The sequence below is a fragment of the Citrobacter sp. RHBSTW-00599 genome (assembly GCF_013784065.1).
Classification (GTDB): Bacteria; Pseudomonadota; Gammaproteobacteria; order Enterobacterales; family Enterobacteriaceae; genus Citrobacter; species Citrobacter braakii.
In genome coordinates, this window is record NZ_CP056717.1 from 2,684,956 (window position 1) to 2,709,325 (window position 24,370).

At 51.4% G+C, this 24,370-nt stretch carries 24 protein-coding genes; 12 read left to right on the top strand and 12 right to left on the bottom strand.

From position 1 onward, the window contains the following. Positions 1–9 precede the first annotated feature (9 nt). From HV243_RS13095 to HV243_RS13105, 3 genes are all read right to left on the bottom strand, one after another. On the bottom strand, positions 10–696 hold the full coding sequence (locus HV243_RS13095) for a CPBP family intramembrane glutamic endopeptidase (protein ID WP_047417544.1): 687 nt from the start codon (positions 694–696) through the stop codon (positions 10–12). Between the two features lie 152 nt (positions 697–848). Further along, entirely contained in the window at positions 849–2,339 is a 1,491-nt protein-coding gene (locus HV243_RS13100; protein WP_053389087.1) for an ATP-binding protein, read from the bottom strand. Next, positions 2,336–3,058: a response regulator transcription factor gene (locus HV243_RS13105; protein ID WP_016153040.1), complete on the bottom strand. Its 723-nt coding sequence runs from the start codon at positions 3,056–3,058 to the stop codon at positions 2,336–2,338. Before HV243_RS13105 ends, HV243_RS13100 begins: the two co-directional genes overlap by 4 nt. Before the next feature lie 189 nt (positions 3,059–3,247). Here HV243_RS13105 and msrP point away from each other — a divergent pair, with 189 nt between their 5' ends. The 5 genes from msrP to HV243_RS13130 all read left to right on the top strand — a co-directional run bounded on the left by msrP (position 3,248) and on the right by HV243_RS13130 (position 7,964). Continuing rightward, positions 3,248–4,252: a protein-methionine-sulfoxide reductase catalytic subunit MsrP gene (gene msrP, locus HV243_RS13110; RefSeq protein ID WP_019076759.1), complete on the top strand. Its 1,005-nt coding sequence runs from the start codon at positions 3,248–3,250 to the stop codon at positions 4,250–4,252. Further along, positions 4,253–4,879 (top strand): protein-methionine-sulfoxide reductase heme-binding subunit MsrQ, encoded by a 627-nt coding sequence (gene msrQ / locus HV243_RS13115; RefSeq protein ID WP_053389088.1) that lies wholly within the window; start codon positions 4,253–4,255, stop codon positions 4,877–4,879. Between the two features lie 46 nt (positions 4,880–4,925). Further along, on the top strand, positions 4,926–6,413 hold the full coding sequence (locus HV243_RS13120; protein ID WP_131350722.1) for a carboxypeptidase M32: 1,488 nt from the start codon (positions 4,926–4,928) through the stop codon (positions 6,411–6,413). Between the two features lie 138 nt (positions 6,414–6,551). Beyond that, positions 6,552–6,872: an acid resistance repetitive basic protein Asr gene (gene asr, locus HV243_RS13125; protein WP_047358415.1), complete on the top strand. Its 321-nt coding sequence runs from the start codon at positions 6,552–6,554 to the stop codon at positions 6,870–6,872. Between the two features lie 270 nt (positions 6,873–7,142). Beyond that, positions 7,143–7,964, top strand: a complete 822-nt coding sequence (locus HV243_RS13130) for a serine protease (RefSeq protein ID WP_053389090.1) — start codon at positions 7,143–7,145, stop codon at positions 7,962–7,964. Positions 7,965–7,998: 34 nt separating this feature from the next. Here HV243_RS13130 and mdtI read toward each other — a convergent pair whose 3' ends face one another. Then, positions 7,999–8,328 carry a multidrug/spermidine efflux SMR transporter subunit MdtI gene (mdtI, locus tag HV243_RS13135; RefSeq protein ID WP_053389091.1) on the bottom strand — a complete coding sequence of 110 codons (330 nt, stop codon included), beginning with the start codon at positions 8,326–8,328 and terminating at the stop codon, positions 7,999–8,001. After that, the gene (gene mdtJ / locus HV243_RS13140) at positions 8,315–8,680 is read right to left on the bottom strand and encodes a multidrug/spermidine efflux SMR transporter subunit MdtJ (RefSeq protein ID WP_161623250.1); all 366 of its coding nucleotides are present in this window, start codon (positions 8,678–8,680) and stop codon (positions 8,315–8,317) included. The genes mdtI and mdtJ overlap by 14 nt, the downstream gene beginning before the upstream one ends. A gap of 416 nt (positions 8,681–9,096) precedes the next feature. Between mdtJ and HV243_RS13145 the strand changes: the two genes are divergently transcribed. After that, positions 9,097–10,131, top strand: coding sequence for an AI-2E family transporter (locus HV243_RS13145; protein ID WP_053389092.1), 1,035 nt, complete (start codon positions 9,097–9,099; stop codon positions 10,129–10,131). A gap of 25 nt (positions 10,132–10,156) precedes the next feature. Here the strand turns inward: HV243_RS13145 and HV243_RS13150 are convergent, their stop codons facing one another. From HV243_RS13150 to pntA, 3 genes are all read right to left on the bottom strand, one after another. After that, positions 10,157–11,353 (bottom strand): multidrug effflux MFS transporter, encoded by a 1,197-nt coding sequence (locus HV243_RS13150; protein WP_053389093.1) that lies wholly within the window; start codon positions 11,351–11,353, stop codon positions 10,157–10,159. A 159-nt stretch (positions 11,354–11,512) separates the two neighbouring features. Then, positions 11,513–12,901, bottom strand: a complete 1,389-nt coding sequence (gene pntB, locus HV243_RS13155) for a Re/Si-specific NAD(P)(+) transhydrogenase subunit beta (protein WP_016153031.1) — start codon at positions 12,899–12,901, stop codon at positions 11,513–11,515. Positions 12,902–12,911: 10 nt separating this feature from the next. Then, positions 12,912–14,441, bottom strand: a complete 1,530-nt coding sequence (gene pntA, locus HV243_RS13160; protein WP_029139532.1) for a Re/Si-specific NAD(P)(+) transhydrogenase subunit alpha — start codon at positions 14,439–14,441, stop codon at positions 12,912–12,914. Positions 14,442–14,966: 525 nt separating this feature from the next. On the opposite strand from pntA, the gene ydgH reads away from it, so the two are divergent. From ydgH to folM, 3 genes are all read left to right on the top strand, one after another. Next, positions 14,967–15,911 (top strand): DUF1471 family protein YdgH, encoded by a 945-nt coding sequence (gene ydgH, locus HV243_RS13165; RefSeq protein WP_016156455.1) that lies wholly within the window; start codon positions 14,967–14,969, stop codon positions 15,909–15,911. 244 nt (positions 15,912–16,155) lie between these two features. After that, positions 16,156–17,538, top strand: coding sequence for an amino acid permease (locus HV243_RS13170; protein WP_016153028.1), 1,383 nt, complete (start codon positions 16,156–16,158; stop codon positions 17,536–17,538). Positions 17,539–17,574: 36 nt separating this feature from the next. Further along, positions 17,575–18,297, top strand: a complete 723-nt coding sequence (gene folM / locus HV243_RS13175) for a dihydromonapterin reductase (RefSeq protein ID WP_053389094.1) — start codon at positions 17,575–17,577, stop codon at positions 18,295–18,297. Here folM and HV243_RS13180 read toward each other — a convergent pair. Beyond that, the gene (locus tag HV243_RS13180) at positions 18,294–18,629 is read right to left on the bottom strand and encodes a GlpM family protein (protein WP_016153026.1); all 336 of its coding nucleotides are present in this window, start codon (positions 18,627–18,629) and stop codon (positions 18,294–18,296) included. The genes folM and HV243_RS13180 overlap by 4 nt on opposite strands. Positions 18,630–18,746: 117 nt before the next feature. Between HV243_RS13180 and rstA the strand changes: the two genes are divergently transcribed. Then, entirely contained in the window at positions 18,747–19,490 is a 744-nt protein-coding gene (gene rstA / locus HV243_RS13185; RefSeq protein ID WP_016153025.1) for a two-component system response regulator RstA, read from the top strand. Between the two features lie 148 nt (positions 19,491–19,638). On the opposite strand, the gene HV243_RS13190 is transcribed toward rstA, so the two are convergent. Continuing rightward, positions 19,639–20,667 (bottom strand): HoxN/HupN/NixA family nickel/cobalt transporter, encoded by a 1,029-nt coding sequence (locus tag HV243_RS13190; RefSeq protein ID WP_053389095.1) that lies wholly within the window; start codon positions 20,665–20,667, stop codon positions 19,639–19,641. Positions 20,668–20,787: 120 nt separating this feature from the next. Beyond that, the gene (locus HV243_RS13195; protein WP_131350716.1) at positions 20,788–21,627 is read right to left on the bottom strand and encodes an aminoglycoside phosphotransferase family protein; all 840 of its coding nucleotides are present in this window, start codon (positions 21,625–21,627) and stop codon (positions 20,788–20,790) included. Between the two features lie 190 nt (positions 21,628–21,817). Here HV243_RS13195 and HV243_RS13200 point away from each other — a divergent pair, with 190 nt between their 5' ends. After that, entirely contained in the window at positions 21,818–22,609 is a 792-nt protein-coding gene (locus HV243_RS13200; RefSeq protein WP_053389097.1) for a hypothetical protein, read from the top strand. A 22-nt stretch (positions 22,610–22,631) separates the two neighbouring features. Here HV243_RS13200 and HV243_RS13205 read toward each other — a convergent pair whose 3' ends face one another. Further along, entirely contained in the window at positions 22,632–22,976 is a 345-nt protein-coding gene (locus HV243_RS13205) for a DUF1294 domain-containing protein (RefSeq protein ID WP_049041453.1), read from the bottom strand. Positions 22,977–23,041: 65 nt separating this feature from the next. On the opposite strand from HV243_RS13205, the gene rstB reads away from it, so the two are divergent. Then, the gene (gene rstB / locus HV243_RS13210; RefSeq protein ID WP_047417574.1) at positions 23,042–24,343 is read left to right on the top strand and encodes a two-component system sensor histidine kinase RstB; all 1,302 of its coding nucleotides are present in this window, start codon (positions 23,042–23,044) and stop codon (positions 24,341–24,343) included. The last annotated feature ends 27 nt before the right edge of the window (positions 24,344–24,370 follow it).

Consider the following 24,370-nt stretch of genomic DNA (forward strand, 5'->3'; position numbering starts at 1 on the left):
TCGCCTTCATCAACCAGGCTGTAACGTCTGAGCACCCATTTGCAGGGCAATAACCGTCCCGTTCATCGCTATATGCAGCATAACCGGCATCAGCAGGCCATTGCTTTTCAGTCTGGCGATGATCAAAACCTGCGACACAAGAAACAGCATCAGCAACGTGCGCAGATCCACATACTGGGTATGCATGATGGCAAAAATGACCGATACCACCACCGACGACAGCCAGGTTTTATTATTGAACCAATACTGGAATGCGTTGAATAAACAGCCCCTGAAAACAATCTCTTCATACACTGGCGCAATAAATATCAGGGTCAGAGTGGATAACCACAGCGCGTAGCTGTTTAGGGATATCTGGCTGGTCACCCACGCTTCGGTTTGTCTGAGGCCCAGAAACCATGGCAGGATAAGCTGAATAAACAGCAGCGCCACGAACAAAATGGCAAACCATCTGGCGTTGAAAATTCCCTTTCCCAGCCCCTCTCTTTTTCTGAAGAAGAAGTAATACAGCGGGACCAGCACAACAAATTCCAGCGCAAACAGCAGCGGAAAAAGTAGCCCTTTGGCAAGCAGAACCTGGCTGGCGGGGAAAAACAACGGAATAAACGTGAGGCCAAACATCAGCAAAAACATGGTAAAACAGCCAGCAACCGCTTTGGTCCTGACGATATACAGGTTGTCGGCATCCTGTGACATACGATCTCCTTGCGCTTATCAAAGATAACTTGATGAATCATCAATACATGATAAAAATTCTCATTATCACTGACAACCTACCAACATTTACGCAATGCCCACGGTTTACAACGCGTATAGCGTTACAGACTCTTTTCAGCGGAACATTCTCATCAGCTACTCAGTGGAGAATCCGCCAGCGGCAACGAAAAACGGAAACAGGCCCCTGCCGTTGAATTAATCAGGCGGATATCTCCCCCATGCAGTTCGATCATTCTGCGCACGATCAGTAAGCCCAGACCACCACGCTCAGCCCGCTGCTCACGGGGTAGTAACGCCGTCGGGCGCTGAAATAATACTTCGCGAACAGCCTCTTCGACGCCAGGCCCGCTGTCCTGCACTTCTGCTAACAAGCGGTCTTCATCACGCCAGACTTTTAGCCACACTTCGCCCCCGTCAGGCGTATGGCGGATAGCGTTATCCAGCAAATTCGTGACGATTCTTTCCATCATCGATAAATCGGCATTCACCAGCGGCAACGGACCAATTACGTCAAGGTGCAACTGCAAATGACGCGTGGCAACGGGTAGATCAAATTTCTGTGCCACATCCTGGATCAGCTCGCCAATAGCAAAACGTTCACGCTGTGGTTTTATGCCGCCATGCTCAAGTCTCGCCAGCTCAAAAAGCTGTTGTGACAGATGGCGAACCTTATGCCCCTGGCGCAGTGCAATGCTTAGATAATGCCGGTTTTCCTCCGGCGTCATCGTATCGGCTTTCAGCGACAGCATTTCCAGATACCCCAGCAGTGAAGTGAGCGGCGTACGTAAATCGTGCGAAATATTGGCGATAAACTCTCTGCGCTGACGATCGCTGTCAGCTAATAAATCCCATTGGTGGGCAATTTTCTGTGCTAACTCAATAAATGCATTGTTCAGCAACGCAATTTCATTCGCCGGAGCTAAATCGGGCTTTTTCTGCGCCAGCTGTTTGATGACGCTAATGCTGTCCTGCTCCAGATTAACCACCTGTCCGGTCAGCCTTTTCACCGGATTCGTCACCCATCTCCACACCAGGTACCCCGCGATTGCACCGGCTAATAAAACCAGTATTAACGTCCCGGTCACGGTGTTCCAAAGCGTTTTTTGCCAGGCGGCGTTCGCCAATATATTGAGATCTTCGCCCTGGAGAATAATGTATAAATAGCCATGCAGCTTGCCGTTAAATAAAACTGGCGCAGCGCTGAATACCTTTTGCTGGCTGCTGCGCGGATCATTGCCATAAACGGGCAGCTCGTCCGAATTAAGGAAAACCTGAATCGGCTGTACGCTAATTATGTGGCGCTGAATATGCCCAGGCGGAGCAGCATCGGCGAGGATTTCACCTGACGGTGAAACCAGATACAGCTCTACGCTAGGGTTGAGCGTCATCAGGTGATTAAACAGTCCTTTTAAGGTCTGCCGATTAACCTGCCCGCTGGCATCAATAAGCGACTCACTTTTGACAATCTTGCTCGCCAATTCCAGCGAGAGCCTTTGCACCATGGCGTCGCCATACTGTTTACTGCTGCGGATCTGGACAACGCTGACCGCAACCGCACAAATCAACATAATAGCGGTAAAGACCAGGGTCAGACGCTGGCTCAGCGACAATCGATAAATCATGGTTGATGCTCCGCGTTAACCGCAGCAAGCTTATAGCCCCGTCCCCACACGGTAAGAATAATTTCCGGCTCCGCAGCATCTTTTTCAATTTTGGTGCGCAGGCGATTAATATGACTGTTCACCGTATGCTCATATCCTTCGTGCTGGTAGCCCCACACCTGGTCTAACAACGCCTGACGCGAGAAGACCTCCCCGGGATGGCGGGCGAAAAAATAGAGCAGATCGAATTCACGCGGCGTTAAATCGAGGGATTTACCCTGCAGGCGGACTTCCCGGGCTAATGGATCAATCTCCACACCATGGACGGTGATAATCCCCGCCTCCATACGCAGGTTCTGACTCATCGCCTCCTGACGGCGAAACAACGCCTTCACCCGGGCCATCAATTCCAGCACCGAGAAAGGTTTGGCTAAATAATCATCGGCGCCCATTTCCAGCCCCAGTACACGGTGAGTTTCACTGGTGCGAGCGCTGATAATAATGACAGGTAGATAGAAGCTCATTTGCCGAATGCGACGACATATCTCCAGACCGTCCACGCCCGGCAGCATTAAATCGAGGATAACGGCATCCCAGACGTGCTTCTCCAGTAGCTCGACCGCACGTGCCCCATCAGCCTCATGAATAATTTCGTACCCCTCATCCTTCAGGCTAAGTTGCAAAAGTGAGGCAATATCGCTGTCATCTTCCACCAAAAATATCTTTTTTGCGCCTGCCATCAGTGTCATCCCCCTCTCGTCATGCTGAAAGCTTACCTCAGGCAAGGGGCGGAAGTTATCACAAAATTTTTAACTTTTCGTGAGGAATCAGGGATACGCATGCGTCCAGTATATCGTTATAGATAGGTCAGGCATCAACAGGGAAACGTCGATTTGTTTTCCTTAACATGAAAATAAAAAGGAAAAGTTATGCAGAAAAAACATCCACTTCGGGAAGCTGATGTTACCGCCGAGTCCGTTTTTTTTATGCAACGACGACAGATCCTCAAAGCTCTTGGGATAGGTGCGGCGGCGGCTTCGTTCTCTTCCCCGACACAGGCCGGTCTGCTGAATTGGTTTAAAGGCAACGATCGCCCGTCTGCACCAGCGGGCAAACCGCTCGAGTTCACAAAACCAGAGATCTGGCAAAACAATCTGCCCTTGACGCCGGAAGACAAGGTCACGGGCTACAACAATTTCTACGAATTTGGTCTGGATAAAGCCGATCCTGCCGCGAATGCCGGTAGCCTGAAAACCGATCCCTGGACGTTAACCATCAGCGGTGAAGTGAACAAACCTTTAACGTTGGATCATGATGCGCTGACGACTCGTTTTCCATTAGAAGAGCGTATTTACCGGATGCGCTGCGTTGAGGCGTGGTCGATGGTTGTACCGTGGGTCGGCTTTCCTTTGCATAAATTATTGGCGCTGGTTGAGCCCACCAGCCACGCCAAATACGTCGCCTTTGAAACACGCTACGCGCCTGATGAAATGCCCGGCCAGAAAGATCGCTTCATTGGTGGCGGGTTAAAGTATCCCTATGTTGAAGGTTTACGTCTGGACGAGGCCATGCACCCGCTTACCCTTCTGACCGTGGGCGTGTATGGCAAAGCGTTGCCGCCGCAAAACGGAGCGCCAATACGCCTGACCGTACCCTGGAAGTACGGCTTCAAGGGCATTAAATCGATAGTCAGTATTAAGCTGACGCGTGAACAGCCGCCGACGACCTGGAATATGTCGGCACCTAACGAATACGGTTTTTACGCCAACGTCAATCCGCAAGTCGATCACCCCCGCTGGTCTCAGGCCACGGAACGTTTTATCGGTTCGGGTGGCATTCTCGATGTGCAGCGACAGCCCACGTTGCCTTTTAATGGTTATGCCGATGAGGTGGCTTCTTTATATCAGGGCATGGATCTACGGGAGTATTTTTAAGTGAGGTTAACCGCAAAACAGATAACCGGCCTGAAAGTACTGCTGCATCTCGCCGGTTTTTTACCCCTGCTATGGCTCTTCTGGGCCGCACAGCATGGTGAGTTGGGGGCCGACCCGGGTAAAGATATCCAACACTTTACGGGCATCACCGCGCTGAAGTTTCTGCTTGCTACCCTGCTGGTGTCACCGCTTGCCCGCTACGCAAAGCAGCCGTTGTTGTATCGCACCCGTCGATTATTAGGGTTATGGTGTTTTGCATGGGCCACGCTGCATATGACCAGCTATGCGCTGCTGGAGCTGGGTATACAAAATCTGGGATTATTGGGACGTGAACTGGTTTCACGCCCATGGCTAACGTTGGGCATGACTGGTTGGATAATCTTATTCCTGCTGACGCTGACCTCCACGCAAGCCGCGCAACGTAAAATGGGCAAACGCTGGCAAACATTGCACAACTACGTCTACCTGGCGGCCGTTTTACTTCCGCTACATTATCTGTGGTCGGTAAAAGTGTTATCACCGCTCCCCATTATTTATGCCCTCTGTTTTCTCGTGCTACTGGCTTTTCGCTATAAAAAGCTGTTACGCAAAGTCGGGTTCAAAGGTGTGTTTATGAAAAGTGAATGAATCACGGTAAACTTCTCACCACACCTAAACAGAACGAGAACAAAAAATGAGTAACAATGATAATTACCATCAGCTCACCCGCACGTTTCAGCGGCTCTCTCGCTTCTCCCACCTCTCGGCAATCGCCAGTTGGGACATGTTTACCATGATGCCATCTGGCGGCAGCAAAGCTCGCAGCGAAGCACTGGCCGAGCTGAGCGTGCTTGAGCACCAGTTGTTAACCGACCCGAAGGTGGCAACGTGGATCGCCGCAGCCCAACAGGAAGGCCTTAACGATGTTGAGCAGGCCAACCTACGCGAAATGTCGCGACTGCATCATCAGGCATCCTTACTACCTGAATCGTTGGTAGAAGCGAAATCACTTGCGGGTAGCCGCTGTGAGCATGCCTGGCGCAGCCAGCGACCAGCCAATGACTGGGAGGGATTTTCCGAAAACCTGAAAGAGGTCGTGAAGCACAGTCGTGAAGAAGCCCGGCTGCGTGCCGAAGCCACAGGCTGTTCGCCTTATGACGCGCTACTGGACATATTCGAACCAGGGATGACCAGTGCCCAATTGGATGTCCTGTTTGCAGACGTTAAAAGCTGGCTACCGGATCTGCTCAACAAGGTGGTGGCAAAGCAGTCTCAGCAGTCGCTCATCGCCCCGGTTGGTCCTTTCCCAACCGCAATCCAGCGAGAGTTAGGCCTTGAAACGATGGCGCAGTTGGGATTCGATTTTACGGCTGGTCGACTGGATATCAGTGCGCACCCCTTCTGTGGTGGCGTACCTGAAGATGTGCGTATCACCACCCGCTATGATGAAAACGAATTACTTAGCGCGCTGTTTGGCGTGATCCATGAAACCGGTCACGCCCGCTATGAGCAAAATCTGCCGCACAGTTGGTCAGGGCAACCTATCGCCCTGGCACGCTCAACCGCCATTCATGAGTCCCAGAGTCTGTTCTTTGAGATGCAACTGGGGCGCAGTAAAGCATTTCTGACGCGGTTAATTCCTGCTGTGACGCGCCACTTTGGCGATCAGGCTGCGTTTGAAGAAAGCAATTTCATCGCCTGGAACCAGCAGGTTAAACCCGGTTTTATCCGTGTTGATGCCGACGAGGTGAGCTATCCTGCTCACGTTATCCTGCGTTATGAAATCGAACGCGCGCTCATTAATGGCGATATTGAAGTGGATGATATCCCGGCATTGTGGAATGAGAAAATGCAGTCCTGGCTGGGGCTGTCAACCATCGGCAACTATCGTAACGGTTGTATGCAGGATATTCACTGGACCGATGGCGGCTTTGGCTACTTCCCTTCCTATACTTTAGGCGCCATGTATGCGGCGCAGTTATTCAGTGCCGCTAAGCGCGCATTGCCTGATTTAGAGCAGTCTATTGCGCAAGGTGAGTTTGGTGCCCTGTTTGACTGGTTACGTCAGAATATCTGGCAGCATGGCAGCCGTTTCACCACTGAACAACTTATTACCCAGGCCACCGGAGAGCCGCTCAGCAGCCGTTATTTCCGCGCTCATCTGGAAGCCCGCTATTTGTAATCTCATACCGTGAGTCATTGTACATATCGTTACACGCCGAAACCAATGACTCACGGAAGCCCTGTGATTACAGCGATATAGTTATTTCAACGGCCCCGCAGTGGGGTTGAATGAAAAAACCAAATCGAGGGTATGAGAATGAAAAAAGTATTAGCTCTGGTTGTTGCCGCTGCTATGGGTCTGTCTTCTGCTGCATTTGCTGCTGAAACAACTGCTACCACCGCTCCGGCTGCTGCTGCAACCACCAAAGCAGCTCCGGCAAAAACCACTCATCATAAAAAACAGCACAAAGCAGCGCCGCAGAAAGCGCAGGCAGCTAAGAAACACACCAAAAAAGCAGCGACCAAACCCGCTGCAGAACAAAAAGCACCAGAGCAGAAAGCTCAGGCAGCTAAGAAACACACCAAAAAAGCCGTAAAACACGACACCGCTAAACCCGCTGCTCAACCAGCTGCATAACACATTTGTAGTTACTATGGCGTCCCCCACGCCATAGCATACGGCGCTAAATCGACCTGATTTAGCGCCGCCTTTTGGAGGGTAAAATGGTGTCACATTATCGCTTTGAGTTCATTCTTATTACCCTGATAATTTGCGCCCTCATTGCCATGCATTTTTATCTTTCCTGAGTGTAGTTATCTGATTTTACTCCCACTTTCCCGCCGTCCCGTCTATAGTATTAACTGAGGGTTTGCTGTTAAAAATCATAATTCCCCACCAGAGTGTGATATGCATAAAACCATTGCTGTGTTACTGGGTTCAATTTGTTTACTTCCTGTCGTTGCGCATGCGGACCAGCCTGCAACGGCCAGCGCTGAAGCAGAAAACGTAAAAACGCTGTTTTTTGGTCATGACGATCGCATAAAAGTGACTGACCCAACGCAATCTCCTTGGGACGCTATCGGGCAACTGGAAACCGCCAGCGGTAACCTGTGCACTGCCACGCTCATTTCACCACGACTGGCACTGACTGCCGGACACTGCTTACTCGCCCCCCCGAAAGGCAAGCCGGATAAAGCCGTGGCATTACGCTTCGTGTCGAAAAAGGGTGTCTGGCGCTACGAGATCCACGGCATTGAAGGACGGGTTGATCCCTCGCTCGGAAAACGTTTAAAAGCCGATGGCGATGGCTGGATTGTGCCGCCTTCCGCGGCCCCGTGGGATTTTGGTCTGGTGGTGCTGCGTTACCCACCTTCTGGCATCACACCGCTGCCATTATTTGAAGGTGATAAAGCGGCATTAACCGCGGCGCTGAAAACCGCAGATCGTAAAGTTACGCAGTCGGGTTACCCGGAAGATCATCTCGATGACTTGTACACGCATCAGGATTGCGTGGTGACCGGTTGGGCACAGAATACCGTTTTGTCGCACCAGTGCGACACACTCCCGGGCGACAGCGGTTCGCCATTGATGTTGAAGACAGATACTGGCTGGCAGTTGATTGGCGTACAAAGCTCCGCTCCGGCGGCGAAAGATCGCTGGCGGGCCGATAATCGCGCCATATCCGTGACCGGTTTTCGCGATAAGCTGGATGAGTTGGCTAAGGAATAACCTATGCTGCCCGTAGTAACGGGCAGCACTGAGATCAGGCAAGTTTAATCATCACCATTCCGGCAAGCAGCAGCGCCACACCGATCCAACCTTTATGATTCAGGCGCTGACCAAACAATACCCAACCTGCCGCTAACGTCGCGGCAATCCCAAAGCCGCCCCACAAAGCGTAGGCAACAGAAAGGTCGATACCTTTTACCGCCTGGGACAGCGCGCTAAAGGCCGCTAACACGGCTAACAGCGACAGCACGCCATAAGTCTTGCGGCGAAACCCATCAGAAAATTTCAAAAAGACGTTAGCGACGATTTCGAGCACAATAGCTATGCCAAGCCATGCGCCGTGAACCCACTCAAACTGCTGCATGGCTCACCTCTCTGCCCGCCTTTGTCGGTTTTCGTGTACCGGATTTAATCAGCACAATACCTAACACCAGCGAGACCAGTCCAGCCACCTTCATCGTGGACAAGGTTTCGTCAAATAACAGCACGCTGAACAGCGTAATAAATAAAATACCGATACCTTCCCATAAGGCATAGGCCACACCAAGGGCAATTTTTTTAACGGCAAAACTGAGAAAAATATACGATAAGGCAATCATTACCAGCATTAAAATAAAGCCCGAATTACCATGGCCGACACTTGCCCATTTCATTGACAGCGTACCAGTAATTTCAGCCGCGATGGCCAGACCTAATAATATCCAGTAAAACATAATGCTTCTCCTGCTTGAGAATATAGTCCTTTGGGCCTACTGCATGCAGTAAACCAAAAAATAAAATTAGTTAGCTCAGCGCACAGCGCCAGCTCAGGCAGAAGAAGGGACTAAAGCGCGTTGCGCCAGTGTTGCTCACCCGCAAGCAAGAAAGTGGAGGAGGTACGAAGAAGTGAAGGTAAACGCAAAAACATCCTGAACATATTGTCCATAATATTACAATTATCCGCAGTGTTGCTTCTCATCATCGCGGATGATAATTGTCCTCGGTAGTTAAACACAGATGATTTGTACCATAGCTTCAATGCGAACTCAAAGTCTTTTCACTTCTTTACCTGCCCCATTTGATTTTTGTTATAACGGCTCGACGCAAATCACATTATTATTCAGATTCAAAAATGAAAAATGCAGGAATACACATGGCGAAACCGATCATCACGCTTAACGGCCTAAAAATAGTCATTATGCTGGGCATGCTGGTTATCATTCTGAGCGGCATCCGCGTTGCCGCAGATATCATCGTCCCATTTATTCTGGCGTTATTTATTGCCGTCGTGCTTAACCCCGTGGTGCAGCGGATGGTCAAACTTCGCATACCGCGCGTAATAGCGGTATCATTGCTCATTGTTATTATTGTGATGCTAATGGTGTTGCTATTAGCGTATTTAGGTACATCCTTAAATGAGCTTGCACGAACGCTGCCGCAGTATCGCTCTTCACTGGTTATCCCACTCAAAAACCTTGAGCCGTGGTTACAGCGCGCAGGGATCGGCGTTTCCGTGGATGAACTCGTCAAATATATCGACCCGAACGCGGCAATGACGCTGGTGACCAATTTACTGGCGCAGTTGTCTAATGCCATGTCTTCGATATTTTTACTGCTGTTGACGGTGGTTTTTATGCTGCTGGAAGTACCGCAGTTACCCAACAAACTCAAACAAATGATGAGCCGTCCTATAGAGGGAATGGCGGCGATTCAACGCGCTATCGACAGCGTTTCCCACTATCTGGTGCTCAAAACGGCGATCAGCATTGTGACCGGGTTGGTGGCCTGGGGCATGCTTGCCACACTCGACGTGCGTTTCGCCTTTGTCTGGGGACTGCTGGCCTTTGCGCTCAACTATATTCCTAATATCGGTTCGGTGCTGGCCGCCATTCCCCCTATTGCTCAGGTGCTGGTATTTAGCGGCCTTTATGACGCCCTGGTGGTTTTCGCAGGTTATCTGGTCATTAACCTGGTGTTCGGGAATATCCTCGAACCACGGATCATGGGGCGTGGACTTGGGTTGTCTACGCTGGTGGTGTTTCTGTCGTTAATCTTCTGGGGCTGGTTACTGGGGCCTGTCGGGATGCTGCTTTCTGTACCGCTGACCATCATCGTGAAAATCGCGCTTGAGCAAACCAACGGCGGTCAAAGCATTGCCGTGTTGCTGAGCGATCTCAATAAAGAGTGAATTCGCCCCGCCATTGCGGGCATTTTTATCGTTTAGCCCGTAGCGCCAGAACGGCGCTACACAACGTAAATAACGCAATTATCCAGGCCATAGTCCATGGTGTTCCGTCGCTGAAGGCGGCCAGCAGCAATGACGAGATAATGCCGCTACCGTATTGTAACGCGCCAATCAGCGCGGAGGCTGAACCGGCGATGCTCGGTACTGCGTCCAGCGCAGCAGCGGTTGAAGTAGCAGCAATAATGCCATTCATTGAGAAAAACAGAAAAACGGTGATGATAATGGCTTCAACGCCACCTGACTCCAGCTTAACCAGCACCGCAAGCGCCACTGCAGCCAGCGCCGCCAGCATCGTCGCATACTTTAGCAGTTGCTCCAGAGAATGCCGTTGCACCAGACGACGGTTTACTACGCTCATGACCATGACTCCGACAATATTGAGCGCAAACAGCCAGCCGTATTGCTGTGGTTCAACATGGTAATAGCTAATATAAACAAACGGCGAACCGGTAATAAACGCATACGCGGCAACGTAATAACACGTCAGGCTCAGGGTGTAGCGCATAAAACGTCCATTGGCGAATAACGAACGATAATTACGAAATGCGCCAGCTAAAGAAGCTTTCACCCGTTTCTCTTCCGGCAATGTTTCCGGCAGCCAGTTTAAGGAGATAAACATCAGCGCCCCTATCACCGCCAGCAGCCAAAAAACAGAGTGCCAGGTGCTCAGGCGAATAATTTGTCCGCCAATCAACGGTCCTGCTATTGGCGCAATCGCCATGACCAGCACCAGAGTTGAAAGCATTTGCGCCGCGCGAGTACGTGCAAAGAGATCGCGGATCATCGCCCGCGCCAGCATAGGTCCGGTACAGGCTCCAAGCGCCTGAAAAACTCGCCAGAAAACAATTTGCGTAATACTCGTGGACATCGCACATCCTGCGGAGCCGATGATAAAAAGCACCATGCCAATTAACAGCGGTTTACGCCGTCCCAGATGATCGCTTATCGGCCCCCAAATCAATTGCGCAATGGCGAAACCTACCAAAAAACCGGTGATCGTCAGTTCTACATTGCCATGTAAATCCTCTGCCATTGTCGGCATTGCCGGAAGATAAATGTCGGTGGAAAGCGAGGCAAAGGCCATCAGGCCACTGAGGATCAGAATAAAAGTAAGACCAGTCTGGCTTGCTATAGCCGCCGACGAGGCATGTTTACGTGTACGCATAGCGCCCTGTTATGTTCTAAAAAGTCAGGAAGCAGTATATACACGGCGTTTTACGGTGATTAGACGGTTAAAACCGTATGGGTTTATGAGTGGTAATCATGAATAGCGGAGTATTAAAAAAACGGCCTCCGCAGAGGCCGTCTTGGTTTGCGCTGACGATTACAGCGCTTTCAGGATCGCATCCACGCTGGCTTTGGCATCGCCAAACAGCATATGGGTGTTTTCTTTAAAGAACAGCGGGTTCTGCACGCCAGCATAGCCGGTGTTCATAGAACGTTTGAACACGATAACGTTCTGCGCTTTCCATACTTCCAGCACCGGCATACCGGCGATTGGGCTACGCGGATCGTCCTGCGCCGCCGGGTTTACCGTATCGTTGGCGCCAATCACCAGCACGGTATCGGTATCGGCGAAATCATCATTGATTTCATCCATTTCCAGCACGATGTCATAGGGTACTTTGGCTTCCGCCAGCAGCACGTTCATATGACCTGGCAAGCGCCCTGCTACCGGGTGAATACCAAAGCGTACCTTGATGCCGCGGGCGCGCAGTTTCTCGGTGATTTCAGCAACCGGATATTGCGCCTGTGCCACGGCCATGCCATAGCCCGGGGTGATTATCACGGAGTGCGAGTTCTTCAGCATTTCTGCCGTGTCTTCCGCATTAATCTCACGATGCTCACCGACTTCTTCATCAGACCCCGTAGAAGAACCGTCAGAACCAAAGCCACCGGCAATCACGCTGATAAACGAACGGTTCATCGCCTTACACATGATGTAAGACAGGATCGCACCGGAAGAACCGACCAGCGCACCGGTGACGATCAGCAGATCGTTGCTGAGCATAAAGCCCGCCGCCGCCGCCGCCCATCCTGAATAGGAGTTAAGCATTGAAACGACGACCGGCATATCCGCACCGCCGATGGACGCCACCAGATGCCAGCCAAAGGCTAACGCAATAATGGTCATCACCAGCAGCGCCAGAACCTGCAGACCCACGCTTTCGGTACGAACAAACACCACCAGCAGCAGGAAAGAAACAACCAGCGCCGCCAGGTTCATTTTGTGACGATTCGGCAGCATCAGCGGTTTAGAGGAGATCTTACCGCGCAGTTTGCCAAACGCCACCACGGAACCGGTAAAGGTCACCGCACCGATGAAGATACCAAGGAACACTTCCGTCAGGTGAATGTTCACCAGAATCGGTTCCAGGCCCGTGTCGTGATACAGGTAGCTGTTGAAACCCACCAGCACCGCCGCCAGACCGACGAAGCTGTGCAGAATCGCCACCAGCTCCGGCATCTCGGTCATCTCGACTTTCTTCGCCAGACGAATACCAATCGCGCCGCCGATGATCATCGCCACCAGGATCCACGCAACGTTGCCGGTCTCCGGGCCAAAAATCGTGGCAATCAGCGCAATCGCCATCCCGGCGATACCGTAGTTGTTACCCTGTTGAGAGGTTTCGTGTTTCGAAAGCCCCGCCAGGCTGAAAATAAACAGGATCGCGGCAACAATGTATGCAGCTGTAACTAATCCTCCAGACATATGTTACCCCTTAGTTTTTCCGGAACATTTTCAGCATGCGCTGAGTCACGGTGAAGCCACCGAAAATATTAATGCTGGCAATAAGCACCGCGATAAAGCTCAGGAAACTCACCCAGCCACCCTGGCCAATTTGCAATAACGCCCCGACAACGATGATCCCGGAGATAGCGTTTGTCACAGACATCAGCGGAGTGTGTAGTGCGTGCGACACATTCCAGACCACGTAGTAACCCACTACACAGGAAAGCGCAAACACCGTAAAGTGACCCAGGAACTCTTTCGGCGCGACATCAGCGAGCCAGCCAAACAGTATGACGACCAGCGCCATCAACGCATATTTGCGCCACGGTGAGGCCGGTTTTTTCTCTTCTTTCGGCGCGGGCGCGGCTTTTGGCGCAGCCTGCGGCTGAGCAGAAACCTGGATAGGCGGCGCAGGCCAGGTGATTTCACCCTCGCGAACCACCGTAACGCCACGTACGACTACGTCGTCAAAATCGACGGTGATATTGCCGTCTTTCTCTTTGCACAACAGCTTGAGCAGATTAACGAGGTTCGTGCCATAAAGCTGGGAAGACTGCGTCGGCAGTCGGCCTGGCAGATCGGTATAACCAATAACCTTCACCCCGTTCTCGGTGGTGGTCACCTGGTTAGGCACGGTGTATTCGCAGTTACCGCCGTTTTGCGCGGCGAGATCGACAATCACGCTGCCCGCCTTCATCGAATCGACCATTTCACGGGTGATCAGTTTCGGTGCCGGTTTGCCCGGAATCAACGCGGTGGTAACGATAATATCAACGTCTTTCGCCTGTGCGGCGAAGAGCGCCATTTCGGCTTTGATGAACGCTTCGGACATCACCTTGGCGTAACCGTCGCCGCTGCCGGCCTCTTCTTTAAAGTCCAGTTCGAGGAACTCAGCGCCCATACTCTGAACTTGCTCTTTCACTTCCGGACGGGTGTCAAAAGCACGAACGATAGCGCCCAGGCTGTTTGCCGCACCGATAGCAGCCAGACCTGCCACACCCGCACCAATCACCATGACCTTGGCAGGTGGAACCTTGCCCGCGGCGGTGATCTGGCCGGTGAAGAAGCGGCCAAATTCATGAGCTGCTTCAACAATGGCCCGATACCCGGCGATATTCGCCATCGAGCTTAAGGCATCCAGCGACTGCGCGCGCGAAATACGCGGCACGGAGTCCATCGCCATAACCGTCACGTTGCGCTCTGCCAGCTTTTGCAACAGCTCAGGGTTTTGCGCGGGCCAAAGAAAACTCACCAGCGTCGTGCCCGGGTTGAGCAACGGGATTTCCGCCTCTTCCGGCGCGTTGACCTTCAGGATGATCTCTGACTGCCAGACGGCATTTCCGTCAACAATTTCTGCGCCTGCTTGTACAAACGCCTTATCGTCAAAACTTGCCAGTTGACCTGCACCGCTTTCAACCGCGACGCTGAAACCCAACTTAAGCAGCTGCTCAACCGTCTTCGGCGTAGCTGCGACGCGGGTTTCATTGGTTAACCGTTCTCTTGGTATGCCAATTCGCATAATGTTCCCTTCCATCTGTATTTGTGATGATGGTTTATCAATGTTCGCACGAGGCATGCGCGCACTCTCGAAAGAGGTCAGTGTTACCCCAATAAAATAAAACAGTAACAAACTCTGTATAACCTACTGAAAATGACGCCTGTGATCTAGCGCCAAAAAACAGTATTTATTATGAAATTCGCGAAATAGAGATGAATCGAACCGCTGGCAGATAAAATACCCTAAAAATAGCCCACAAAGGCCGATAATTCGCTCAAGCGAAGCGGCAAAACATGATTACGTGCCTGCCAAAAACAATTGATTAACATTAAATTAACTTATGAAATTCAACTGCTTTATCAGTTTTGGTCGCCAAACGCCGAAATTTTCGACATATCACAAAATGTTATCTGTGTTGTTACGTCACGTGGCACGATGAGTGAAAATTGACGCAGACACTGACACAATTTAAATGCAATAATCAGCGACGTTTCTAGTCAATAACAATACCAGTACCTGGTTTGCGCAAGGCGAAGGATTATTTTTATGAAGCTTAAGAACACTCTCCTGGCGTCCGCACTTATTTCTGCGACTGCTTTTTCTGTAAATGCAGCGACAGAATTGACGCCGGAGCAAGCGGCTGCCCTGAAACCCTATGACCGCATTGTGGTTACCGGTCGTTTTAATGCTATCGGTGACGCGGTGACCGCAGTATCACGCCGTGCAGATAAAGACGGTGCAGCCTCCTTTTATGTTGTTGATACCTCAGATTTTGGCAGCGGCGGTAACTGGCGCGTTGTAGCCGACATCTATAAAGCCGATGCTGAAAAAGCGGAAGCGTCCAAAAACCGTGTCATTAACGGCGTGATGGAATTACCGAAAGATCAGGCCGTTCTGATAGAACCATTCGATACCGTTACGGTGCAGGGCTTCTACCGCAGCCAGCCTGAAGTGAACGATGCCATCACCAAAGCAGCGAAAGAGAAAGGCGCTTACTCCTTCTACATCGTGCGCCAGGTCGATGCCAACCAGGGCGGCAACCAGCGTATTACCGCATTCATCTATAAAGCTGATGCGAAAAAACGCGTAGTACAAAGCCCTGATGCGATCCCAGCAGATTCAGATGCCGGACGTGCCGCATTAGCCGCCGGTGGCGAAGCCGCGAAGAAAGTTGAGATCCCAGGCGTTGCGACTACCGCGTCTCCGAGCGCTGAAGTCGGTCGTTTCTTCGAGACGCAATCCACCAAAGGTGGGCGTTACACTGTCACGCTACCGGATGGAACCAAAGTTGAAGAACTGAACAAAGCAACCGCCGCTATGATGGTGCCGTTCGACAGCATCAAGTTCACCGGTAACTATGGCAACATGACTGAAATCTCTTACCAGGTTGCCAAACGCGCAGCGAAGAAAGGCGCTAAGTATTATCACATCACCCGGCAGTGGTCTGAACGTGGTAATAACATGACCATCAGCGCTGACCTGTATAAGTAATACTCAGTACCTTATCAGGTCTACAGCCTTGTAGACCTGATAATTTCCCGCCATCCTCCCCTCGGGCGAAACAAAAACAGCAGTATTAAGACTACTTTTCACACTATTAGTCACAAATCTCTCTATCCCCATTGCATGCGTTCTCTTCTCTCCGTAAAATCCCGCGCCTTAGTGGCTTTCACCATTTTTATGCGGTTTGCCAAAATAATTATTCTCTCACTCTCGTTTTTGTCACTGGATACAAATGGAAAAGAAATTGGGTCTGAGCGCACTCACCGCGCTGGTTTTAAGCTCAATGCTCGGCGCTGGTGTTTTCAGCCTGCCACAAAATATGGCGGCGGTAGCAAGCCCGGCTGCATTACTGATTGGTTGGGCGATTACCGGTGCGGGTATCCTTTTGCTCGCCTTTGCCATGCTGATTCTGACGCGTATCCGTCCTGAACTGGATGGCGGCATATTTACCTATGCACGTGAAGGTTTCGGTGAGCTGATTGGCTTCTGCTCCGCGTGGGGATATTGGCTGTGTGCTGTTATCGCTAACGTTTCGTATCTGGTGATTGTTTTCTCTGCGCTCAGCTTCTTTACCGACACGCCGGAGTTACGTCTGTTTGGCGACGGTAATACCTGGCAGTCGATTGTTGGCGCATCGGTGCTGTTGTGGGTGGTCCATTTTCTGGTGCTGCGTGGTGTGCAAACGGCAGCCAGTATTAACCTGGTGGCGACGCTGGCGAAATTACTGCCGCTTGGTCTGTTTATCGTGCTGGCGTTTATGCTGTTTAAGCTCGACACCTTTACCCTCGATTTTACCGGCGTAGCGTTGGGCGTTCCCGTCTGGGAGCAGGTAAAAAACACCATGCTCATCACCCTGTGGGTTTTCATCGGTGTGGAAGGCGCGGTGGTGGTTTCAGCTCGTGCCAGAAACAAACGCGATGTCGGACGCGCTACGCTGCTGGCGGTACTCGCCGCGCTGGGCGTTTATCTGCTTGTCACCCTGCTGTCTCTGGGCGTTGTCGCGCGTCCCGAACTGGCGGAGATCCGCAACCCGTCAATGGCCGGTCTGATGGTGAAAATGATGGGGCCATGGGGTGAAATTATTATTGCCGCAGGTCTGATTGTCTCCGTGTGCGGTGCTTATTTAAGCTGGACGATTATGGCGGCGGAAGTGCCGTTCCTCGCCTCCACGCACAAAGCGTTTCCACGCATTTTTGCGCGGCAGAACGCGCAAGGCGCGCCATCGGCGTCGCTGTGGCTGACTAATATCTGCGTACAGATTTGCCTGGTGCTGATCTGGCTCACAGGTTCCGACTACAATACGTTATTAACCATCGCCTCAGAAATGATTCTGGTGCCCTATTTACTGGTCGGCGCATTTCTGCTGAAAATTGCCACTCGTCCAATTCATAAGGCTGTCGGTATCGGAGCGAGTATTTATGGCATATGGTTATTGTATGCGTCAGGTCCGATGCACCTGCTGCTGTCTGTGGTGCTGTATGCGCCAGGGCTGCTGGTTTTCCTTTATGCCCGTAAAACACACGCGCATGAAAACGTATTAAAACGCCAGGAAATGGCGCTGATCGGCCTGCTGCTTGTTGCTGCTGTTCCGGCGACCTGGATGTTGATGGGGTAACATTGTCCCCATCGTTCGCGACACATGGAGATTACGATGGGTAAAAAACCCCCTTTGCCAATTCTTATCACCGGAGGAGGTCGACGTATCGGCCTCGCCGTCGCATGGCACTTTATTAATCAAAAACAGCCAGTTATCGTTAGCTACCGCACGCATTATCCGGCTATTGATGGCCTGCGAGATGCGGGCGCGCTGTGTATCCAGGCTGATTTTTCCACCGATGAGGGCGTACTGGCCTTTGCGGATGAGGTCAAAGCACAGACGGATGGCCTGCGCGGTATTGTGCATAATGCCAGTGCCTGGCTTGCAGAAAAGCCCAGTGCGCCGTTACCCGAAGTGCTGTCAGCCATGATGCAGATTCACGTCAATACCCCCTACCTGCTCAACCACGCGCTGGAAGGATTGCTGCGCGGGCATGGACACGCGGCCAGCGATATTATCCATTTTACGGATTATGTAGTGGAGCGTGGCAGCGATAAGCACATCGCTTATGCAGCCAGCAAAGCGGCGCTGGACAACATGACCCGCTCGTTCGCGCGCAAACTGGCACCGGAAGTAAAAGTGAACGCCATCGCCCCCTCGCTAATCCTGTTTAACGAGGGTGACGATGCAGAGTATCGTCAGCAGGCATTGAACAAATCACTGATGAAAACAGCGCCGGGTGAAAAAGAGGTCATTGATTTAATTGACTATCTGTTGACCAGCTGTTTTGTCACCGGGCGTAGTTTTGCCCTTGATGGCGGGCGTCATCTGCGTTAGTGCAATTTAATCCAACAAAAAATAAGCAACCATGCGCTCAGGCCCCAGCACACCACTGAACCGCCGAGCGCAACGGGTAAGCGCATAAATCCGGTGAAATACCACAGCGAAACGAGGTAGACAAAATAGGGAATAATCGACCACATGCTGAAGACAATGGTTGTACGCAACGCTTCGATCCCACGTTCACTGGCCACGATATAGTGGGCAATCAACGCAAAGGTCGGGAACAACGGAATTAATCCGGCAATATAGTAGTTCTTTGTTTTCGCCAGCACACCAATTAACACCACCACCAGCGCACCGAGCGCCGCTTTTATAACGAGTCCCATCACCCTGCCTTAACACATCAATAACATCAGCCTCTAGCATAACGGAAGCGTTCTTGTTTAGAAAAGATTAATGGAAGGAAAAACCGGGGCGGTGTATGTTGGCGTTTTATATTCAAAATGAATGATATGAACACCATCGTATTTGTTGAAGATGATCCCGAAGTTGGCTCGCTGATTGCAGCCTATCTGGCCCGGCATGATATTGAGGTTATCGTTGAGCCTCGAGGTGATTTGGCCGAGGAGAAAATCCTGCAAGTTCAACCCGATTTGGTGTTATTAGATATCATGCTGCCGGGCAAAGATGGGATGACTATCTGCCGCGATTTGCGCGGACGCTGGCAGGGTCCAATTGTCCTGCTCACCTCGCTGGACAGCGATATGAACCATATCCTGGCGCTGGAAATGGGTGCCTGTGACTATATTCTGAAGACAACGCCGCCAGCAGTGCTGCTTGCTCGCCTGCGTCTGCATCTGCGCCAGAATGAACATTCAGTCCAGTCTAAAGGCATTCAGGCGGCAACCATCACGCCGCACACGACGCTGCGCTTTGGCACACTCACTATCGACCCAACAAATCGTTCCGTGCTGCTCGGCGGCGAGCAAGTCTCTCTTTCCACCGCAGATTTTGAATTACTGTGGGAGCTGGCAACCCATGCCGGGCAAATTATGGACCGCGATGCGCTGCTGAAGAACCTGCGCGGCGTAAGTTATGACGGCATGGATCGCAGCGTTGATGTCGCGATTTCCCGGTTACGCAAAAAACTGCTCGATAACGCGACTGAACCCTATCGAATCAAAACGGTGCGCAACAAAGGTTATCTGTTCGCACCGCACGCCTGGGACGATGAACCTCAAATGTAATCCCATCGGGCCGACCATTATACGTTACACCGTCACTTATAATATCACCCAGATTTGGGTGATGAAGATGGTGTGTATCATCACCGCGAATTAGTCAGCCCTCAAGTAAGATCCGAGCCTTCCCTTTCACGGAAGGCTTTCTTTTGTGTTAACTAAACGTCAGCCCGTCGTATTTTTTCCAACGGTAATTTACTGCAGAAATAATCCAGCAGCCGATAAAGACGCCAATAATCGCAAACCCGACATTCCCCATATGGTCACTCAACTCGCTGACGGTATCCCACAACCCCCCCTGAAGCGAAAATGCGTCAGAGAGAAGCCCCAGCGCCTCCAGCCCGCCAATAAATAGCGCAACAATTACCGAGGTCCCGGTGATGGTCATATTGTAATAGAGCTTACGCTGCGGCTTATTGAATGCCCATCCGTAGGCCTCAACCATCAGGATACTGTCAAGGCAGTCAATCAGCGCCATGCCGCAGGTAAACAGCGCCGGGAACACGAGAATTGACCACACCGACATGCCACTGGACGCGCTTGAAGCAGAAATTCCGAGCAGAGAAATTTCAGTAGCGGTATCAAAACCCAGGCCAAACAAAAAGCCGACAAAATACATATGCCAGTCTTTGCCTACCAGCCGAAACGCCGAGCGGAAAAGCCAGTTCAGCGGGCCTGAAACTGTCATTTCCTCTGTGGTGCCATCGTAAGTACCGGTGCGTTTTAGATGACGAAAAGCCTTCCAGACATGACAGAATATAACGAGATTAATGGTAGCCAGAATCAGCAGAAATACGGCAGAGACCGTGGTACCTATCAGACCGCCGACATTCTGAAACCATGCCATGTGTTGCTTAAACACGCTGGTGGTCAACGCAATGCCAATGCTTGCCAGTACCACAATGGTAGAATGCCCCAGAGAAAACCAGGCTCCCGTCGTCAGGGCGCGTTTTTTCTGCTGCATGAGTTTACGCGTAGCGCTATCTATCGCGGCGATATGATCGGCATCAACAGCATGGCGCAAACCATAGCACCACGCGATCAAACTAAGCGCCAGTAACGACGTGTTGTTGCTAAACGCGCTGTAAGCCCACAGCCACGCCACGATGTTTGCCCCGATGAGTAAGACCATCAACAAAATAATGTTCGGGCGTTTTTTTAATAATAAAAACAATGCGTTCATTGCTCACAGCCTGTCAAATTTGCGCTAAAAAACACACTACACCGCCGTTCACTGATTGATTAATAAAACATTTACCAGGCTAATGATAACTCTAAAGAATTACCAGCCCAGTGTCGTAGATCAAAATTGATTACCCCCAAAAGCGAGTTCCGCGCTCGCTAACTCTGCGATGCGCAGGGGTATCGTGGCGCAGTCTCCTTCTTGCAGAAACCAGGCAGACGACAACCCACACCAGGCAATAATCCACATCAGCAAACGTTGCCGTTCAATCCTCGCGATTTCAGACACAATATTTACCCGTTGTGCGAATCTTTCTGGCTCAATGGCGACAGGTTTGGTGGGATCGGCAAGATCGGGATTAGTAAAAATATTGGCGTAATCAAAGCCACGCTCGCCCACCAGCCCTTTAGGATCGATAGCCAGCCATCCTTTCGTTCCGAAATCAAGAATATTGCCGTGGTGTAAGTCACCGTGCAATACGACTTCATTCTGGGGAGAGGAGAGCAATACGTTTGCCACCTCTGCACAATGCGTCAGGATGCCGCCATGCTTTTTCGCGGCAGGAGCCAGATCGCGAAACCAATAAAGTAGCGGTGTTAACGCAGGCGTTGACGCATTCCGGGGGAGATGGAGTCGACTGGCTGCATGGCAAATAATGCGACAGGCCTGCGCATCATTGCCAGACCAGGACATGTCCGCTAAAGACCCCGCCCCTGTTGCACGTTCTAACAGAATCGCCCCTGCTGCATGAGCAAGCACTTTCGCAGCACCATTCCCGTTCCACCAGACCATTAGTTCGCAGCCGTTTCGTTCACTGTCATCGTCGGTGAGTTTGAGTATGGCTTTCTGACCATCTTTGGTCACCACGGGCAAAAGCTGTGATGTGTGCGTCTCAAACGGTTGGCCATCAGGAGTAAGTCCCCAACGGCTGAGCCAGGTGTTGAACAGACTATTTTCCAAACATTATCCTCATTTTTCGCCGGAAATGACTCTCGACAGGGACGGTGTAGACATTATTCCTGCTTTCTGCTGGTTGGGCCACAACGACCCACGCCCACCATTCCTGGCTTATCGTGTAGAGCACGAAAGACCACACCCTTGCGTATCGGTGTGCCATGCTGACTGTGTTTTTTCAATAGAGGAAGACACGATGATCACGTTATGCAAAGCCTGTGGAACATCCTATGAGGTGGCAGACGCCCTTCCTGAACATTGCGATATCTGCCAGGACGAACGTCAGTATGTTCCCGCGACCGGGCAGGAATGGGTCGATTTTGTCGCACTTTGTGCTTCGCACACAAATAAGTGGCGGCAGCATGACAGCGCCCTCCTCAGCATCCGCACCGTTCCTGGTTTTGCAATTGATCAACGGGCGTTTATTCTGCGTACTCCGGAAGGCAATATTTTATGGGACTGCATTGCCACGCTCGACGACGCCACAAAAATGCTAATAACGTCCCTGGGCGGGCTTAAGGCCATCGCGATTTCGCATCCTCATTACTACACCACCATGCAAGACTGGGCTGACGAATTTAACGCTCCCATTTATCTCCATACCAACGACCGCAAGTGGGTAATGCGCGACAGCCCATGGATTAAATTTTGGGATGGCGACACCCTGGAACTGACACGCGACGTCAGTGTGATACGCCTCGGCGGACACTTTGCTGGCGGCTGCGTTCTGCACTGGGCGCGAGATGAAGGCGTGGTGCTTTCCGGCGATATCGTTCAGGTCACCCCTGGGGCGCATGCCGTCTCCTTTATGTTGAGCTACCCCAATATGTTGCCACTGCCAGCCGCAACGGTCAGCGACATTACCCACCGCCTGAGTACGGTGAAATTTAAGCAACTCTATGGCGCGTTTGAAGGGAAAGACATAACGAAAAATGCCGATGACATCGTGCAGCGCTCAGGTGAAAAGTACGTTTCCTGTCTCAAGTAAGCAGGCTGCCTGTCACTGACGTTCACCAGGATGAAATGGGATAGAAATGATAGGCCGCTCCGATGACAGACACATTAACTATCACACTGATAATGAAGTAGGTTTTGAATGGCTGTTTTTGTGTTTTATGGCGAAAGAGTTGTTGAGCGGCTATCGCGCCACCCCACCCGCCAACAACGCCAAACAGCAGCAAAGTGGACTCTGGTACTCGGCGCCAGGCCCTGCGCGCTGCCATTTTATCCGCACCGTACATTGCCAACGTCAGTATGTTGGCGAGCAAAAACCATATAACAAAGGGATGCGAGGTGAAAATGCAGCCTAACGCTGCGAAAATGAGTAGTAAATAACAACAGCGATTGAAATTCATATTTTTATATCACAGCAATTTTGAGAGTATCGGTGAGCATTATATTATGTATTCGGTGATTTTTTATGAAGAAGCTGTTTGTACAGTTTTATCTCCTGCTGTTTGTCTGCTTTCTGGTGATGACCCTGCTGGTCGGCCTGGTCTATAAATTCACCGCAGAGCGCGCAGGCAGACAATCGCTCGACGATTTAATGAAAAGCTCGTTATACCTGATGCGCAGCGAGCTTCGCGAGATCCCGCCACGTGACTGGGGTAAAACGCTGAAGGAGATGGATTTGAACCTCTCCTTTGACCTGCGCGTTGAACCGTTAAATAAGTACACGCTGGACGTTCAAACAATGCAACGTTTGCGCGAAGGCGATATCGTGGCGCTTGACGATCAGTACACATTTATTCAACGGATCCCACGCAGCCATTACGTGCTGGCCGTCGGCCCACTTCCCTATCTCTATTTTCTTCATCAAATGCGCTTGCTGGACATCGCGTTGATGGCATTTATTGCCATCTCGCTGGCCTTTCCGGTACTTATCTGGATGCGTCCGCACTGGCAGGAAATGCTGCGACTGGAAGCTGCTGCACAGCGTTTTGGGGAAGGACATCTGGGCGAACGCCTCCATTTTGACAGCGGTTCCAGCTTTGAGCGATTGGGTATCGCGTTTAACCAGATGGCAGACAATATCAATGCGCTAATCGCCAGTAAGAAACAACTTATCGATGGCATTGCCCATGAGCTTCGTACCCCACTGGTACGCTTACGTTACCGGCTGGAAATGAGTGATAACCTCACCGCGCAGGAATCCCAGGCGCTGAATCGCGATATTGGCCAACTGGAAGGGTTAATCGAAGAATTACTGACCTATGCCCGGCTGGACCGTCCGCAAAATGAACTGAAGCTCAGCGTACCGGATCTGGCCGTTTGGCTGACAACCCATCTGGAGGATGTGCAAAGCGTAAACCCTGAGCGTGCGGTGCACTTACGCCATCTTAATATTGGCGACTACGGCGCGCTGGATATGCGCCTGATGGAGCGCGTACTGGATAATCTACTGAATAACGCCCTGCGCTATTGCCAGTCTACGGTGCAAGCGAGCCTGTTATTGAATGGCAATCAGGCGACGCTGGTTGTGGAAGATGACGGTCCCGGAATTGCTCCAGACGCGCGCGAACAGGTTTTTGAACCGTTTGTACGCCTTGACCCCAGCCGTGACCGGGCGACCGGTGGTTGCGGGCTTGGGCTAGCCATTGTTCACTCGATCGCATTGGCTATGGGCGGTACGGTCGTCTGTGATGAAAGTGAACTCGGCGGCGCCCGCTTTTGTTTCAGTTGGCCCGTCTGGCATAACATTCCTGAAATTTCAGCTGCCTGACCCATTCGGCTCGGTGGTCAAATGGTG

Excerpts from the sequence above, each read along its gene's own strand:
- asr (WP_047358415.1), top strand. The coding sequence starts at position 6,552 with ATGAAAAAAGTATTAGCTCTGGTTGTTGCCGCTGCTATGGGTCTGTCT.
- HV243_RS13120 (WP_131350722.1), top strand. The coding sequence starts at position 4,926 with ATGAGTAACAATGATAATTACCATCAGCTCACCCGCACGTTTCAGCGG.
- HV243_RS13130 (WP_053389090.1), top strand. The coding sequence starts at position 7,143 with ATGCATAAAACCATTGCTGTGTTACTGGGTTCAATTTGTTTACTTCCT.
- HV243_RS13150 (WP_053389093.1), bottom strand. The coding sequence starts at position 11,353 with ATGCGTACACGTAAACATGCCTCGTCGGCGGCTATAGCAAGCCAGACT.
- HV243_RS13205 (WP_049041453.1), bottom strand. The coding sequence starts at position 22,976 with ATGAATTTCAATCGCTGTTGTTATTTACTACTCATTTTCGCAGCGTTA.
- HV243_RS13095 (WP_047417544.1), bottom strand. The coding sequence starts at position 696 with ATGTCACAGGATGCCGACAACCTGTATATCGTCAGGACCAAAGCGGTT.
- HV243_RS13100 (WP_053389087.1), bottom strand. The coding sequence starts at position 2,339 with ATGATTTATCGATTGTCGCTGAGCCAGCGTCTGACCCTGGTCTTTACC.
- HV243_RS13180 (WP_016153026.1), bottom strand. The coding sequence starts at position 18,629 with ATGGGACTCGTTATAAAAGCGGCGCTCGGTGCGCTGGTGGTGGTGTTA.
- rstB (WP_047417574.1), top strand. The coding sequence starts at position 23,042 with ATGAAGAAGCTGTTTGTACAGTTTTATCTCCTGCTGTTTGTCTGCTTT.
- HV243_RS13105 (WP_016153040.1), bottom strand. The coding sequence starts at position 3,058 with ATGGCAGGCGCAAAAAAGATATTTTTGGTGGAAGATGACAGCGATATT.
- msrP (WP_019076759.1), top strand. The coding sequence starts at position 3,248 with ATGCAGAAAAAACATCCACTTCGGGAAGCTGATGTTACCGCCGAGTCC.
- HV243_RS13190 (WP_053389095.1), bottom strand. The coding sequence starts at position 20,667 with ATGAACGCATTGTTTTTATTATTAAAAAAACGCCCGAACATTATTTTG.
- pntB (WP_016153031.1), bottom strand. The coding sequence starts at position 12,901 with ATGTCTGGAGGATTAGTTACAGCTGCATACATTGTTGCCGCGATCCTG.
- HV243_RS13145 (WP_053389092.1), top strand. The coding sequence starts at position 9,097 with ATGGCGAAACCGATCATCACGCTTAACGGCCTAAAAATAGTCATTATG.
- HV243_RS13200 (WP_053389097.1), top strand. The coding sequence starts at position 21,818 with ATGATCACGTTATGCAAAGCCTGTGGAACATCCTATGAGGTGGCAGAC.
- mdtI (WP_053389091.1), bottom strand. The coding sequence starts at position 8,328 with ATGCAGCAGTTTGAGTGGGTTCACGGCGCATGGCTTGGCATAGCTATT.
- HV243_RS13170 (WP_016153028.1), top strand. The coding sequence starts at position 16,156 with ATGGAAAAGAAATTGGGTCTGAGCGCACTCACCGCGCTGGTTTTAAGC.
- ydgH (WP_016156455.1), top strand. The coding sequence starts at position 14,967 with ATGAAGCTTAAGAACACTCTCCTGGCGTCCGCACTTATTTCTGCGACT.
- pntA (WP_029139532.1), bottom strand. The coding sequence starts at position 14,441 with ATGCGAATTGGCATACCAAGAGAACGGTTAACCAATGAAACCCGCGTC.
- rstA (WP_016153025.1), top strand. The coding sequence starts at position 18,747 with ATGAATGATATGAACACCATCGTATTTGTTGAAGATGATCCCGAAGTT.
- folM (WP_053389094.1), top strand. The coding sequence starts at position 17,575 with ATGGGTAAAAAACCCCCTTTGCCAATTCTTATCACCGGAGGAGGTCGA.